The 12,146-nt window shown below is 46.4% G+C and carries 15 protein-coding genes and 1 pseudogene; 6 read left to right on the top strand and 10 right to left on the bottom strand.

The window, feature by feature from the left end:
* The 4 genes and pseudogenes from B5D50_RS16330 to B5D50_RS16315 form a co-directional block, all read right to left on the bottom strand.
* A pseudogene (locus B5D50_RS16330) lies at nt 1–479 on the bottom strand (RNA-guided endonuclease InsQ/TnpB family protein); the annotation flags it as partial.
* 342 nt (nt 480–821) lie between these two features.
* Nucleotides 822–1,043: a BrnA antitoxin family protein gene (locus B5D50_RS16325; protein WP_078923719.1), complete on the bottom strand. Its 222-nt coding sequence runs from the start codon at nt 1,041–1,043 to the stop codon at nt 822–824.
* Nucleotides 1,044–1,165: 122 nt separating this feature from the next.
* The gene (locus B5D50_RS16320) at nt 1,166–1,717 is read right to left on the bottom strand and encodes a GNAT family N-acetyltransferase (RefSeq protein WP_078923718.1); all 552 of its coding nucleotides are present in this window, start codon (nt 1,715–1,717) and stop codon (nt 1,166–1,168) included.
* 182 nt (nt 1,718–1,899) lie between these two features.
* The gene (locus B5D50_RS16315; protein ID WP_078923717.1) at nt 1,900–3,078 is read right to left on the bottom strand and encodes an acyl-CoA dehydrogenase; all 1,179 of its coding nucleotides are present in this window, start codon (nt 3,076–3,078) and stop codon (nt 1,900–1,902) included.
* A gap of 158 nt (nt 3,079–3,236) precedes the next feature.
* On the opposite strand from B5D50_RS16315, the gene B5D50_RS16310 reads away from it, so the two are divergent.
* Together B5D50_RS16310 and B5D50_RS16305 are read left to right on the top strand one after the other, a co-directional pair.
* The gene (locus B5D50_RS16310; RefSeq protein ID WP_143594396.1) at nt 3,237–4,151 is read left to right on the top strand and encodes an alpha/beta fold hydrolase; all 915 of its coding nucleotides are present in this window, start codon (nt 3,237–3,239) and stop codon (nt 4,149–4,151) included.
* Nucleotides 4,135–4,464, top strand: a complete 330-nt coding sequence (locus B5D50_RS16305; RefSeq protein ID WP_078923715.1) for a hypothetical protein — start codon at nt 4,135–4,137, stop codon at nt 4,462–4,464. Before B5D50_RS16310 ends, B5D50_RS16305 begins: the two co-directional genes overlap by 17 nt.
* A gap of 17 nt (nt 4,465–4,481) precedes the next feature.
* Here the strand turns inward: B5D50_RS16305 and B5D50_RS16300 are convergent, their stop codons facing one another.
* Both B5D50_RS16300 and B5D50_RS16295 read right to left on the bottom strand, forming a co-directional pair.
* Nucleotides 4,482–5,423 (bottom strand): MBL fold metallo-hydrolase, encoded by a 942-nt coding sequence (locus tag B5D50_RS16300; protein ID WP_078923714.1) that lies wholly within the window; start codon nt 5,421–5,423, stop codon nt 4,482–4,484.
* 20 nt (nt 5,424–5,443) lie between these two features.
* Nucleotides 5,444–5,878: a hypothetical protein gene (locus B5D50_RS16295; protein WP_078923727.1), complete on the bottom strand. Its 435-nt coding sequence runs from the start codon at nt 5,876–5,878 to the stop codon at nt 5,444–5,446.
* A gap of 71 nt (nt 5,879–5,949) precedes the next feature.
* Between B5D50_RS16295 and B5D50_RS16290 the strand changes: the two genes are divergently transcribed.
* Nucleotides 5,950–6,483 (top strand): Crp/Fnr family transcriptional regulator, encoded by a 534-nt coding sequence (locus B5D50_RS16290; RefSeq protein ID WP_143594395.1) that lies wholly within the window; start codon nt 5,950–5,952, stop codon nt 6,481–6,483.
* Nucleotides 6,484–6,546: 63 nt separating this feature from the next.
* Here B5D50_RS16290 and B5D50_RS16285 read toward each other — a convergent pair whose 3' ends face one another.
* From B5D50_RS16285 to B5D50_RS16270, 4 genes are all read right to left on the bottom strand, one after another.
* The gene (locus B5D50_RS16285; protein WP_078923712.1) at nt 6,547–6,798 is read right to left on the bottom strand and encodes a HipA domain-containing protein; all 252 of its coding nucleotides are present in this window, start codon (nt 6,796–6,798) and stop codon (nt 6,547–6,549) included.
* Between the two features lie 369 nt (nt 6,799–7,167).
* On the bottom strand, nt 7,168–7,428 hold the full coding sequence (locus tag B5D50_RS16280) for a helix-turn-helix transcriptional regulator (RefSeq protein WP_078923711.1): 261 nt from the start codon (nt 7,426–7,428) through the stop codon (nt 7,168–7,170).
* Nucleotides 7,429–7,550: 122 nt separating this feature from the next.
* On the bottom strand, nt 7,551–8,042 hold the full coding sequence (locus B5D50_RS16275; RefSeq protein ID WP_078923710.1) for a methylated-DNA--[protein]-cysteine S-methyltransferase: 492 nt from the start codon (nt 8,040–8,042) through the stop codon (nt 7,551–7,553).
* Nucleotides 8,043–8,117: 75 nt separating this feature from the next.
* Complete coding sequence (locus tag B5D50_RS16270) at nt 8,118–8,666, bottom strand: cupin domain-containing protein (protein WP_234975907.1); 549 nt, start codon at nt 8,664–8,666, stop codon at nt 8,118–8,120.
* A 171-nt stretch (nt 8,667–8,837) separates the two neighbouring features.
* On the opposite strand from B5D50_RS16270, the gene gabD reads away from it, so the two are divergent.
* From gabD to B5D50_RS16255, 3 genes are all read left to right on the top strand, one after another.
* A complete protein-coding gene (gene gabD, locus B5D50_RS16265) occupies nt 8,838–10,295 on the top strand; it encodes an NADP-dependent succinate-semialdehyde dehydrogenase (RefSeq protein ID WP_078923709.1) in 1,458 nt (485 codons plus the stop codon).
* 32 nt (nt 10,296–10,327) lie between these two features.
* Entirely contained in the window at nt 10,328–11,599 is a 1,272-nt protein-coding gene (gene gabT, locus B5D50_RS16260) for a 4-aminobutyrate--2-oxoglutarate transaminase (RefSeq protein WP_078923708.1), read from the top strand.
* Between the two features lie 146 nt (nt 11,600–11,745).
* On the top strand, nt 11,746–12,132 hold the full coding sequence (locus tag B5D50_RS16255) for an IS1-like element transposase (protein WP_159448659.1): 387 nt from the start codon (nt 11,746–11,748) through the stop codon (nt 12,130–12,132).
* Nucleotides 12,133–12,146 lie beyond the last annotated feature (14 nt).

Genomic DNA, 12,146 nt, shown 5'->3' with positions numbered 1-12,146 from the left:
GCATCTTGAGAAAATGAACCCGAACGAAACTCAAATTGAGCCAGCCCGTAGCTATCCCATACCTTGAAGTAGTGGCCTGCAAAATAGACTTGTCCGCTTTTCCACTTGGCAGCACCGACCTTAAACGGAATCCAGCCCAAGGATCGCCGTGCTCCACCGGATACCCGCCAGCGCAGCTTATCGGTTTTGAATTGACGACGGGCTTTATGGTGAGCCGCAATCACTTCTTGGACCGTGGTCGAATGAAGGATAAATCCACGTTCCGCTTTAAGGCGCTTCAAGTCTTTTTGTAGATCAAACGCAGAGAAATTCGTTCTTAACCAACCCACTTCGGGAATAGGTATATCGGAATAATTGGCCGTGATTTCATTCGCCACATTCCAGACCTGATTCACCTCAAACGCCATTCGTTCAAGGATCGGCTTGTGCTTATCCTTGATGCGTACTTTGAGCGTTTTGAGATTGGCCTTTTCTGTCATAAGGCTTATTATAAATAGCCTTAATGAATTATTAAAGAGTGAGTCTATGGCTATTCGCACGGGTCGGCAGTGTTGGCGGTGCGCCCTTGACCGTTCTTAAGCAATACATCGAGCAATAGGATAGACCGCTTTAATCGGCTCACGCCGATAGCCTTATATCCCCCACCTCAAGGATGGGGCTTTACGGCGTTTTTGGTAAAGTAATTGCGACTTGTATCACCCAGCCAATCAGCGCCGCCATACTGAATTGATAGATCACATTAGCCGTGACTCGACTGCATCAGCGTCCAACGAGTCACCGTCTCTAGTTTAAAGACTCCCTTTTGTTCTTAATTTTTAAACTTAGTTTGACATCCACGAAATATCAATTTTTCGGTGTTGTCGAATGCAGTCACGTAGATAAAGGTTGATCAAGCTCTGATAAGGAACACCCGACTCTTCGGCCATATCTTTGAAGTAATCAACGACATCTTCGCCTAAGCGTATAGTGACTGATTTTTTTAGTTTTGAAGCGTAAGGGTTGTTACGGGACTTCATTTTTGACAAGTCATACTCTGCTTTCATGACGCGCTACCTTTGAATGACTAGCGTTGTATTTGACCATACTGACGTTTCAGGCAAAACAATCTGCAGGGGATGTTGCACCAAAAGGTATAGGAACTGCGCGGGGGCTATTGGCTTTGGGGTTAGGGCTGCACACGGGAATAAACACGTGTATTCCTAAATTTACCCTGTAAATTGAGACGTTCCTTGCGCAGTGTGCCTTCAAGCTGAAACCCCGCACGTTCAGCCAAGCGCCAACTGGGTATATTAAGTTCGTCAGTAGTAAGAAATACACGTGAAGCATTGAGATCTTCGAGTGCATATTTTGCTAGTGCAGTTACACCTTCAGTTATTAGCCCAAAACCAACGCAGCCGATTCGACCCCAATAACCAACTTCGAACTGCCTCAGCTTCCAGTTTGCGTTGTGTAATCCGCTACCACCAACCAGAGACCCAGTTTCTTTATGTATGAAGAAGACCATCAAGTCTTCGTTTAGAAGATAGCGTGCATAGGCACGACGACATAAGGCCTCAGATTCTTCTAAAGTTGGCGATGGGTATACCCAGCCTAGCCAAGGCTTAAGGAATTCGCACGATTCAACTATTGCTGTGTTGAAAATTTTTCCATCTCTAGGACAGGCTACTCGTACAAGCAATCTCTGCGTTTCAATTGACTCTGGAAATTGATCAGACATTTTTAGCAGAGAACTCTAACGTTTATTAAAAAACTACCCATAAAAAAATACACAGTCTTCGCTCGATTTATGAGCAAAGATTAGCTATTCAAAGATAAAACCATTCAAAATCTACGGCAAGCTATTTGTTAGCATAGCAAGGCTCAACTGTTGGGGGCTATTGCTCAAGATCATAATAAGCCTTAAAAAAAAGCTTGTATCCCAGTTTGTGCTCGTCCCAAAATTAAACCATGAACATCGTAAGTCCCTTCATAGGTATTCACAGTTTCTAGATTGACCATATGCCGCATCACGCCATATTCATCAGAAATACCATTGCCGCCGTGCATATCACGGGCAGCTCGGGCAATCTCCAATGATTTGCCACAGTTATTACGCTTAATCAGAGAAACCATTTCGGGTGCCCAAGTACCTTGATCCATTAAACGCCCGACTTGTAAGGCAGCTTGTAAGCCTAAACTAATTTCAGTTTGCATATTAGCGAGTTTAGTTTGCACTAATTGCGTGGCTGCCAGTGGCCGCCCAAATTGAATCCGATCTAGAGTATATTGGCGGGCTGCCTGCCAGCAGAATTCGGCAGCACCAAGTACCCCCCAAGCAATTCCAAATCGGGCTTTATTCAAGCAACCAAAAGGACCGGCTAAACCAGAAGCCTTCGGTAATAAATTTTCCTCAGGAACGAACACTTCATCTAACACAATTTCACCAGTAATCGAGGAGCGTAAAGAGAGTTTGCCGTGAATTTTTGGGGTGCTAAAACCTTCAGTGCCGCGCTCAACAATAAAGCCACGAATCTTATTCTCATGCGCTTCCGATTTCGCCCAAACGACCGCTAAATCAGCAATCGGGCTATTGGTGATCCACATTTTTTGCCCACTTAAACGATAACCGCCCTCGACTTTTTGGGCGCGGGTTAGCATCGACCCCGGATCAGAACCATGATTCGGTTCGGTCAAGCCAAAGCAGCCAACAATCTCGCCACTGGCTAAACGTGGGAGATATTGATGTTTCTGCGCTTCACTGCCATAAGTTTCAATCGGATACATGACAAGCGAGGATTGCACACTCATGGCGGAGCGATAACCAGAATCAACCCGCTCAACTTCCCGTGCAATCAAGCCATAAGCAATATGACTTAAACCAGCACCACCATATTCTTCAGCGACTGTTGCACCCAACATGCCCAACTCGCCCAGTTCATTCATGATTTCACGATCAAAGCGTTCTTCACGGGCAGCCATTAACACCCGTGGTTGAAGTTTTTCTTGGCAATAAGTGCGGGCAGCCTCTCGAATTTGTTGTTCTTCAGCGCTGAGTTGTTGATTAAAAAGTAAAGGGTCATCCCATTGAAAGGCTTGCATATCGCTTGCTCCAAGTGCTGCTGAAATCTAAAAGTTAATTATGCTATGTATTCGCCGTTTTTTGAATGATTTGCACAAGGCTGGGTGGCTCTAGGGATGGAAAACGACAGTAGAACTCTCGCAATAAAGCTTAGTTTCTACTGAAAGCTAGGCTATGCTTGAACAGAGTCAATCGCTACCCGAGTCGAGTTATGCGCCCCCATCAGTATTTTCCTGCTCAAACGACAGCAAGTTTTACGCTGGTGATCATTCATGGTATGCAAGAGCATGGGCGGCGGTATCAGGCTTTTGCTGAATACTTAAGTAGGCAGGGTGGGAATATCATTAGTTTTGATCTTCCTGGGCATGGTGTCGAGAAACCTAAGGATGCACTGGGCGATTTTGGGACTGAGGGTTTAGCGGCTAGCTTGACTGCGATTGATGAATTCTTTCAGCGATATGCACAGAGTTTACCGAAGGTTTTATTTGGGCATAGCATGGGTTCTACTCTTGCCTTGCGGTATGCACAGCAGCATGATCTAGATTTATTAATCCTCTGTGGTGTGCCGGTGAATCCTGTCTGGGCCTTAGAGCTGGGTTATCGAGCGGCGAAACTCGAACAGAGGTTGCGGCCTCAGCAGGCCTCGGTCTTTTCTAATATTTTTAAGTGGTATAACCGTCGGTTTCAGCCTTGCACAACTGCTTCGGATTGGTTGAGTGCTAATCCTGATAATGTACAGGCTTATTTAGATGATCCTTTATGTGGTTATGCGCTTAGCCCACGTTATTATCTAGAAATGTTTGGCTTAATGCGCCACGCTTTGGCTGCAAAAGAATTGGCTAAGCTGGGTTCACAGTTAAAGATTCTAGTGATTTGGGGAGCAGACGATCCAGTCACTGATTTTGGTAAGGGGACGCGGCATTTAGTGAATAAACTCCAAGCCTTGAATTATTCGGTAGCAAGCCAAGAATATGCGGGTTTACGCCATGAAATTTTAAATGAAGCTGAGCCTTTGCCCATCTATGCGGATGTCCTGCGCTTTATTAAGGCAAATTTAGAGTCATCGGTCATTAGGCATGCCTTGGTTTCCTAGCTATTGGTATTATTGGTATACCGGCAAGAAAAAAATAGCAGTCATTAGTATGGTGTTAAACTTTGTCTTGCTGACTTTAATCCTCAATGGCTTATTTAATTTCTCAGTCTGGTCTGTGTTGCTGGCCTTGTTATTAGATGCCGTAGGCTTATTAGTGATTGCGATTTATTTGGTCTCTCTGCGCGCATTAATTCCTGAAGCTTTGCGAATGCAAACCGATGCTTTGGTCGTGCATTATTTTCTAATACCTATTTGTTTAGCCTTGGTCTTGAGTCGGTTTGTAACCTTTTTGGTGGCTAAAGCTTTAGAGTAGTGAGTAGAGTCGTAAACTTATTGGCTTTCTAACTGCAAATAAGCCTGATGGATATTTTTCCCATGTAAATCTTCAGCTAGCTGCAAGAAACTAAAAGTCTGATCCGCTGATAAACGTTTGACCGCATCACCTAAATCCTCCATGTCTTCAAGCGACTTGCCTACGTTCTGCACCAGCCAATCAAGATAATCGCCGGTATTTTTTTGAGCTGTTGCCCAGTTACTAGGGTAGCCATGCCCCGGAATAACTTGTTCTGGCGTTAACTCGGCTAATTTTTTAAAACTTAATTGCCAGTCTTTAAGCTTGGAAATTTCAGGTAAAATCCCCAGCATACGGTCATTGAAAACCAGATCACCTGTCAATACGATCTTTTCTTTAGGTAGCCATAATACGGCATCCCCCGGAAAATGGGCATCCCCTAAATACCGCAGAGATAATTCCACACCACCAATCTCTAAGGTTTTTTCCTCACCCGCAAAAGTTTCGCTGGCATATTCAACTTTTAAAGCGTCTGGTTGGATACCCAACGCATTCGATAGGCGTAGACGATTAGCGTTTGTTTGCTGTTTTTGGTTCTCAATGGTTTTGGCTAAAGCACTGACTGGAATATTTTGTGCGAGGAAATAATGATTGCCCATCCAATGGTGGTCTTGTACACCTATATTCAGCACTTGAATAATCGGTTGTGCGGTCACTTGTTTGACGGCAGTTTCCAGCATTTTTGCACTACCTGCGGTTGCCCCTGAACCGACTAAGACCACGCCCGCCTTAGTAATAATAAAGCCCGTGGTATTATTTAAGCCTTGATTTTCGGCACTACGCTGGTCGATTTCACCGACAATGGCATACACTGTATCAGTGATCTTTTGCACACTTGGTTCAAAGGCATAGGCCAGTGAAGTACAAAACCAACACCAACTAGCGCAACTGAGTGTTACGAATTTCCAAGGTTTCATCATTCATTCTCAATAAAAAGGTTCTAATGCAAACGATAAGCACTGTGGCAGGCCACACATTGTTGAGTGACTTGACTTAAATCGCCCAAAGCGCGTTTCAAATCACCACTAGCACCCGCATCGACCACTGTCACCGCGAATTGGCTAGCAGCTTTATGCATACCTGTACCGATGTCCTGCATTTCTTTTGGCATCATACTGGCCATGTGTGCTGCACCATGATTATCTAAAGATGACAGGCCTAAGCGTTGCTCTGCGACTTCAGCTGCCTTGTCATAGTCTGCTGCTGCCATCAAAGTCTGGATTTCATGCAAGGCTAGTAAATGATCGCGCATATTCGCTAGCATGTGTTGCTGCATCATCTGCGGGAAATCAAGTTTCTGGCGGGTATCATCCTCGGCAAAACTAGCTGGAGCAAGGAGTGATAATAAGAGTAAAAGCTTTAAATTCAGTTTCATAGCCGTCATTTTGCGCAGTTGTAAAACCTGCAGCTTGCCAGTTTGATGAGTTTACTGACATGATAGCAATCATGTTGAGTCCATTCTTTATAGCTTTACAAAACTTCGCCGATGCTAAAGAGCGTAAACTAGCTGAAGGTCAGGTGCTATTCCAACAAGGGGATAAGGTTGATGCTTTATTTCTAGTGGTGAGCGGTGAAATACGCCTAATTCGTTATCAAGCCGATGGTAGCAGCATTACCCTGCAACGTACTCAAGCAGGCAGCGTGTTGGCTGAAGCATCTTTGTACTCCTATCATTATCACTGTCATGCCTTGGCACAAAGGGCGACTTGCGTATCAGCCTTACCTAAGGAGACGGTCATTAAATATTTACAAACCGACCCCAAGTTTGCCTTCAACTGGAGCGGCTATCTCGCCCGTGAAGTACAACAAGCACGGTTTCGCAGTGAGTTATTATCCCTGAAAACCGTTGCAGCGCGGCTAGATGCTTGGCTCAACTGGCAAGGACAAGCGCTACCCGCTAAAGGTGAATGGAAAGTATTGGCAGAGCAGTTAGGGGTGAGTGCTGAGGCTTTGTATCGGGAAATTGCACGGCGCTCTTAATGACTGGGTGGCAGAGTTGGTTTTTTTGTTGGAGGCGTTACGAAAGGCGGGAGTAACAGTACACTAAACCCCTAATCTCCCCTCTAGCCATTGGCAGCGCTGCTGCACCCGTTGTTCTATAGCCGCTAACAAATTGCTGTCAGCCATACCCAACAAAGCCGAACTAGCGTCTAAATTAATCTGTACCTGTTTGGCGAGTGCCAAACTTCGTTTGCGCAATAAGGCAAAATTAATCTTCGCCTCCTCTGCAAAACGCTGCCAATGCCGTTGTTGTACCCACGCGGGTCGGTATTCTTCGCCAATGGGCATAGCCATCCGCGTATCCAGTGTTGGGTAAAGTAGGTTTGAGGATATGACTAGAGGCAGTGCCTGCGATAGGTAAGTAGAATTGCCCATCAAGATAACGAACTGGAATTTTATCTTGTGCGCCTGCAAGAGATAAACGCAGCTCTCCATGCTGTAGGAGTAGAGGGATATGTTGGGCTTGTTTGTGTAGATCCGAGTGAATCCTCGCTAAGGGATAGGTGATATAAGTGGGTTGGCGTTGGCGCGGTGCTGAGTTGCGGTGTTAGTGCGAAGGCTGCTGAAGCTTGCAGCCAAAGAGGGTCATATGGAAAATACAGTTCCCGTGCTTCACTCCATAAACATCCAACACTTTGATTGTCATATAAAACTTGTAGCATCTCAGCGCTCTACAAGCTGTAAGCTCAGCCCCAAAGCCGCTAATACGCGACTGGCTCGCCCCAAACTTATATGAGCTTTGCCATTCTCAAGTTGCATAATGAGTTCACGCCCAAACCCAGTGACTAAGGCAAGTTCTTCCTGCGTCAGCTTATTTTCAATGCGCTTTTGGCGTATTTGATCACCCAAGGCGACTAAAGTTGGATCTTGACCGATGCTGGCATGGCTACGACGTTTAGGTTTAAGCTCACTGAGATTTGACATGATAATTCCAAATGGCTTGAGCAAGAAAGTAGGTTATAAGCTACTTTGTAGGGAAAAGCTTAAGTAGTCAAGTGAACGTCTGGTATAAGCTACTTTCTAAATGAGCTGTAAGCTTGTAACACCTACGCCTCGGTTTTAAGTTTGGTGCTCCGCTCCAACTGCAACAACCACTGCTTGCGCTCTAACCCCCCCGCATACCCCGTCAATTGCTGTTGACTACCCAACACCCGATGGCAAGGAATGATAATACTCAAGGGGTTTTTCCCAACCGCAGCACCCACCGCCCGCACGGCTTTGGGTTGATTGAGCTGGTTGGCAAGATCGCCATAACTACAGGTCTGGCCATATTCAATCCTTTGTAAAGCCTGCCAAACCCGCTCCTGAAATTCTGTCCCTTGTGGTGCAAGGGGTAAATCAAACGCCTGTAATTCACCTGCAAAATAAGCTAATAACTGTTGTTTGGCAGCACACAATAATGCTGTTTCTTCACGAATCCAAACCTCCTGAATCCCTGCAAAATGGCGCTGATCTTCAAACCACACACCGGCTAAGCCTTGCTCATTGCCTGCGACAATGGTTTTACCTAAAACGCTATCAAATTCAATGACCTGCATGTATCATTCCTCCACTTCTCCAAATATAGATCACTGCAACTACGTCAAAATTTTGAATCAAGATTTCGGTGTGGTTTATAAATAAGGCGGAGTACAAGCACTCACAATCACACAATCCGTTTTGCCAATATTGCGAAAGCGATGCGGTTGACGGCTATCAAATAGATAAGCATCACCGCTTTTTAAGAGGGTTTTGCGCTCGCCTACGGTCAGCTCAATACTACCTTCGAGGACAATGCCACCTTCTTCAGATTCATGCTGCAACATGCTGCGCCCGGTATCTGCACCTGGGGTATAGCGTTCATGCAGAATTTGTAGCTTGTGATAGCGCATATCACCCACTTGGCGATAGTGCACAGCACCTTGGGTAATCGGCACTAACTCTTCTTCTTTAAAGAAAATTTTGTATTCAGCCGGTGTATCTAGGGCAAAAAATTCGGTGAGTGACATGGGAATCACTTCCAACACTTTTTTTAAGGAGGCGACTGAAGGGCTGCTCTGATTATTTTCTATCACTGAGATAGCGGCATTGGTCATGCCTGCACGTTTCGCTAATTCGCGCTGCGATAAACCCGCTGCTTGGCGTACATAACGCAAGCGCGCACCTAAATCAAACTCATCCAAAGTTGCTCTTTCCTTGTCAGTAAATGTGGCTAGTTAAAATTCTGCGAAGTATAGCAAGCTACTTGCCAACTTGTCTTAGTTGTGCGATAAATAAATTTAACATTTTTAGGAAATCGTCAATTTTATTTAACAAGTTAGCTAGGCTAGCACGCAATCCTGTAGAGGTCGGATGTGTTAATCACGGATATTAAGTTATTTAAGCAACAAGCCTATATCAATGGTGCTTGGGTCAATTCAGCGAATCAACAGTCTTATGCTATTCATAATCCCGCTACCCATGAACGCTTAGGCGAAGTACCTTCAATGGGGGCAGCTGATACACAAAACGCTATCAATGCGGCGGAAGCAGCTTTACCCGCTTGGCGTGCTTTGACGGCTAAAGAACGTGGCAGCCGTTTGCGGCGTTGGTTTGAACTGATGATGGCAAATCAAGAAGAGCTAGCCCAGCTGATGACTTTGGAGCAGGGCAAACCCTTGGCAGAAGCCCGTGGCGAAATTGCTTATGCAGCATCCTTCATTGAATGGTTTGCTGAAGAAGCTAAGCGAGTGTATGGCGAGACCATTCCGGGGCATCAAGCGGATAAGCGTATTGTCGTAATCAAGCAGCCGATTGGAGTGGCAGCAGCGATTACTCCGTGGAATTTCCCCTCTGCGATGATTACTCGCAAAGCAGCACCCGCTTTAGCAGCAGGTTGCACGATGGTTTTAAAACCAGCACCGCAAACCCCCTTTTCGGCGTTAGCTTTGGCTGAATTAGCCACCCAAGCAGGGATTCCGGCAGGTGTGTTTAATGTGGTAACGGCGGATGTGGCTGGCTCAAGAGCAGTGGGTGAGGTGTTGTGCTCCAGTCCAGTGGTGCGCAAGTTATCCTTCACGGGTTCAACTGCAGTTGGTATGAAGCTCATGGAGCAATCGGCGCCTACTCTCAAGAAACTGTCCTTAGAGCTTGGTGGGAATGCGCCATTTATTGTCTTCGATGATGCCGATGTGGATGCAGCAGTGCAGGGTGCGATTATTTCTAAATATCGCAATGCAGGCCAAACCTGTGTCTGTGCTAATCGTCTCTATGTGCAAGCAGGTATTTATGATCAGTTTGCTGAAAAATTAGCGCTTGCAGTGCAAAAGCTCAAAGTCGGTAATGGCTTAGATGAGGGGGTGACAACCGGCCCGTTGATTGATGAAAAAGCAGTTAGCAAAGTTGAGAGACATTTAGCCGATGCGGTCAGTAAAGGGGCGCGCATCATAACGGGTGGGCATCGACATGCTTTGGGTGGAACTTTCTTTGAGCCGACAGTCATTACGGACGCACAGCCCGGGATGTTGCTTGCAAAAGAAGAAACCTATGGTCCTTTAGCTCCCTTATTCCGTTTTAAAGATGAAGCCGAGGTGATTCGCATGGCGAATGATACCGAGTTTGGCTTGGCGGCTTATTTCTATGCGCGTGATTTAGGGCGGGTCTGGCGGGTGGCTGAGGCCTTGGAATATGGCATGGTGGGGATTAATACGGGGCTGATTTCCACTGAAGTCGCCCCCTTTGGTGGGGTGAAAGCCTCAGGGTTAGGGCGGGAAGGCTCGCATCATGGTATTGATGAATACCTCGAGCTTAAATATTTGTGTATGAATATCTAACAATCAGCAGATTAAAATTAGGAGCACCTCGTATGAAAAAAACGAATGCAGATTTACTCGCACGGAAAGTTGCTTCCGTGGCTCGTGGGGTTGGTTTATTGCACCCCCATTTTATTGAGCATGCCGAAAATACCACGGTGCGTGATGTGGAAGGCCGCGAACTCATCGACTTTGCGGGTGGCATTGCAGTGTTAAACACGGGCCATTTGCATCCTAAAGTGAAAGCGGCTGTGCTTGAGCAATTGGATAAGGTTTCACATACCTGTTTTATGGTGCTGGGTTATGAGCCGTATGTGGAGCTATGTGAAAAGATCAATGCCTTAGCTCCCGGTGATTTTGCAAAGAAAACGGCTCTGTTCACCACAGGTGCAGAAGCGATTGAAAATGCGGTGAAAATCGCCCGTGCTTATACCAAGCGCACAGGGGTGATTGCTTTCGGGGGAGGTTATCACGGGCGTACTATGGCGACTTTGGCTTTAACCGGCAAGGTAGCACCGTATAGTGCGGGCATGGGTTTAATGCCGGGTGATGTCTATCGGGCCATGTTCCCCAATCAATTGCATGGGATTAGTACGGCAGATGCTTTAGCTTCAATTGAGCGGATTTTTAAATTCGATGCCGAGCCACAAAATATTGCCGCGATTTTGCTCGAACCTGTTTTGGGTGAAGGGGGCTTCTATGTTGCTCCGCCAGCATTTATGCAAGGTTTACGTAAAATCTGTGATCAGCACGGGATTGTGTTGATTGCCGATGAAGTGCAAACCGGGGCAGGGCGCACAGGTAGCTTTTTTGCGATGGAGCAAATGGGGGTGGCAGCCGATCTAACAACCTTTGCTAAATCCATTGCGGGTGGCTTCCCCTTAGCGGGAGTGGTGGGGAAAGCAGAGATCATGGATGTGGTCGGCCCCGGTGGTTTGGGTGGCACTTATGGGGGTAGTCCAATCGCTTGTGCAGCGGCGTTAGCGGTGCTAGAGGTATTTGAGGAAGAGCAGCTCTTAGAACGCTGCCGTACTATTGGTGAGCAAGTCAAGGCTGATTTAAACGCTTTGGCTAAGCAGTATCCCGTGATTGCAGAAGTACGTGGCTTAGGGGCCATGATTGCGATTGAACTGATGAAGGATGGCAAACCCGCTCCTGAGCTGACCAGTGCTTTAGTCGCCAAAGCGCGGGATAAAGGCTTGATTTTGTTGTCTTGTGGGATTTATGGCAATGTGATTCGGATTCTCATGCCGTTGACCGTGCCAGATGCGCAATTACAGCAGGGATTAGCTATTTTAGGGGAGTCGCTAGCTGAGTTGGTTTAGGCAGTTGTGGGTTATGACCTAGGGCAAGGCGTAGATGTGTCGGCTACGCCTTGATCTTTTAATTAACTTATAAAAATATGGTCGTACTTTAGACGAGTTGAATTCCCACTTGTAGTAAGATGAGGATTTTTTCCTGTGAGGTTCTAATGGCAAGCATTCAGGTGAAATGTCCGTCCTGCCAAGGAGAGTCGGTCTACCGCCATGGTAAAGCACGAAGCGGCCTCCAACGCTACCGCTGCCGTGATTGCCATCATTGTTTTCAACGGGAATACCTGTATGAAGCCAACAAACCGGGCGTGACCGACAAAATCAGCGATATGGCGATGAACGGTTCCGGTGTGCGTGATACCGGGCGTGTGTTAAGGATCAGCGTCACGACCGTCATTGCCCATTTAAAAAACTCGTCCCACCCACCATCTCACCGCTCCCGTTCAATGAAACCAGTGACAAAGCCGGAACGTGTCAAGCAAATTGAGACCAGTCTGTTAAAAAATAAAACTACAAACGGGCTTTTTTGGCAGCCGATAATGTAGGGAAACTCACCGCT

The sequence above is a fragment of the Thiothrix eikelboomii genome (assembly GCF_900167255.1).
In the GTDB taxonomy this organism is placed as follows: Bacteria; Pseudomonadota; Gammaproteobacteria; order Thiotrichales; family Thiotrichaceae; genus Thiolinea; species Thiolinea eikelboomii.
This window is presented reverse-complemented; position numbering and strand designations above follow the sequence as displayed.

What these genes read in the sequence shown, in the direction of transcription:
- B5D50_RS16280 (WP_078923711.1), bottom strand. Translation starts at nt 7,428, where the DNA reads ATGTCAAATCTCAGTGAGCTTAAACCTAAACGTCGTAGCCATGCCAGC.
- B5D50_RS16290 (WP_143594395.1), top strand. Translation starts at nt 5,950, where the DNA reads ATGTTGAGTCCATTCTTTATAGCTTTACAAAACTTCGCCGATGCTAAA.
- B5D50_RS16320 (WP_078923718.1), bottom strand. Translation starts at nt 1,717, where the DNA reads ATGTCTGATCAATTTCCAGAGTCAATTGAAACGCAGAGATTGCTTGTA.
- gabT (WP_078923708.1), top strand. Translation starts at nt 10,328, where the DNA reads ATGAAAAAAACGAATGCAGATTTACTCGCACGGAAAGTTGCTTCCGTG.
- B5D50_RS16315 (WP_078923717.1), bottom strand. Translation starts at nt 3,078, where the DNA reads ATGCAAGCCTTTCAATGGGATGACCCTTTACTTTTTAATCAACAACTC.
- B5D50_RS16275 (WP_078923710.1), bottom strand. Translation starts at nt 8,042, where the DNA reads ATGCAGGTCATTGAATTTGATAGCGTTTTAGGTAAAACCATTGTCGCA.
- B5D50_RS16285 (WP_078923712.1), bottom strand. Translation starts at nt 6,798, where the DNA reads ATGGCTATGCCCATTGGCGAAGAATACCGACCCGCGTGGGTACAACAA.
- B5D50_RS16300 (WP_078923714.1), bottom strand. Translation starts at nt 5,423, where the DNA reads ATGATGAAACCTTGGAAATTCGTAACACTCAGTTGCGCTAGTTGGTGT.
- B5D50_RS16255 (WP_159448659.1), top strand. Translation starts at nt 11,746, where the DNA reads ATGGCAAGCATTCAGGTGAAATGTCCGTCCTGCCAAGGAGAGTCGGTC.
- B5D50_RS16295 (WP_078923727.1), bottom strand. Translation starts at nt 5,878, where the DNA reads ATGAAACTGAATTTAAAGCTTTTACTCTTATTATCACTCCTTGCTCCA.
- B5D50_RS16305 (WP_078923715.1), top strand. Translation starts at nt 4,135, where the DNA reads ATGCCTTGGTTTCCTAGCTATTGGTATTATTGGTATACCGGCAAGAAA.
- B5D50_RS16325 (WP_078923719.1), bottom strand. Translation starts at nt 1,043, where the DNA reads ATGAAAGCAGAGTATGACTTGTCAAAAATGAAGTCCCGTAACAACCCT.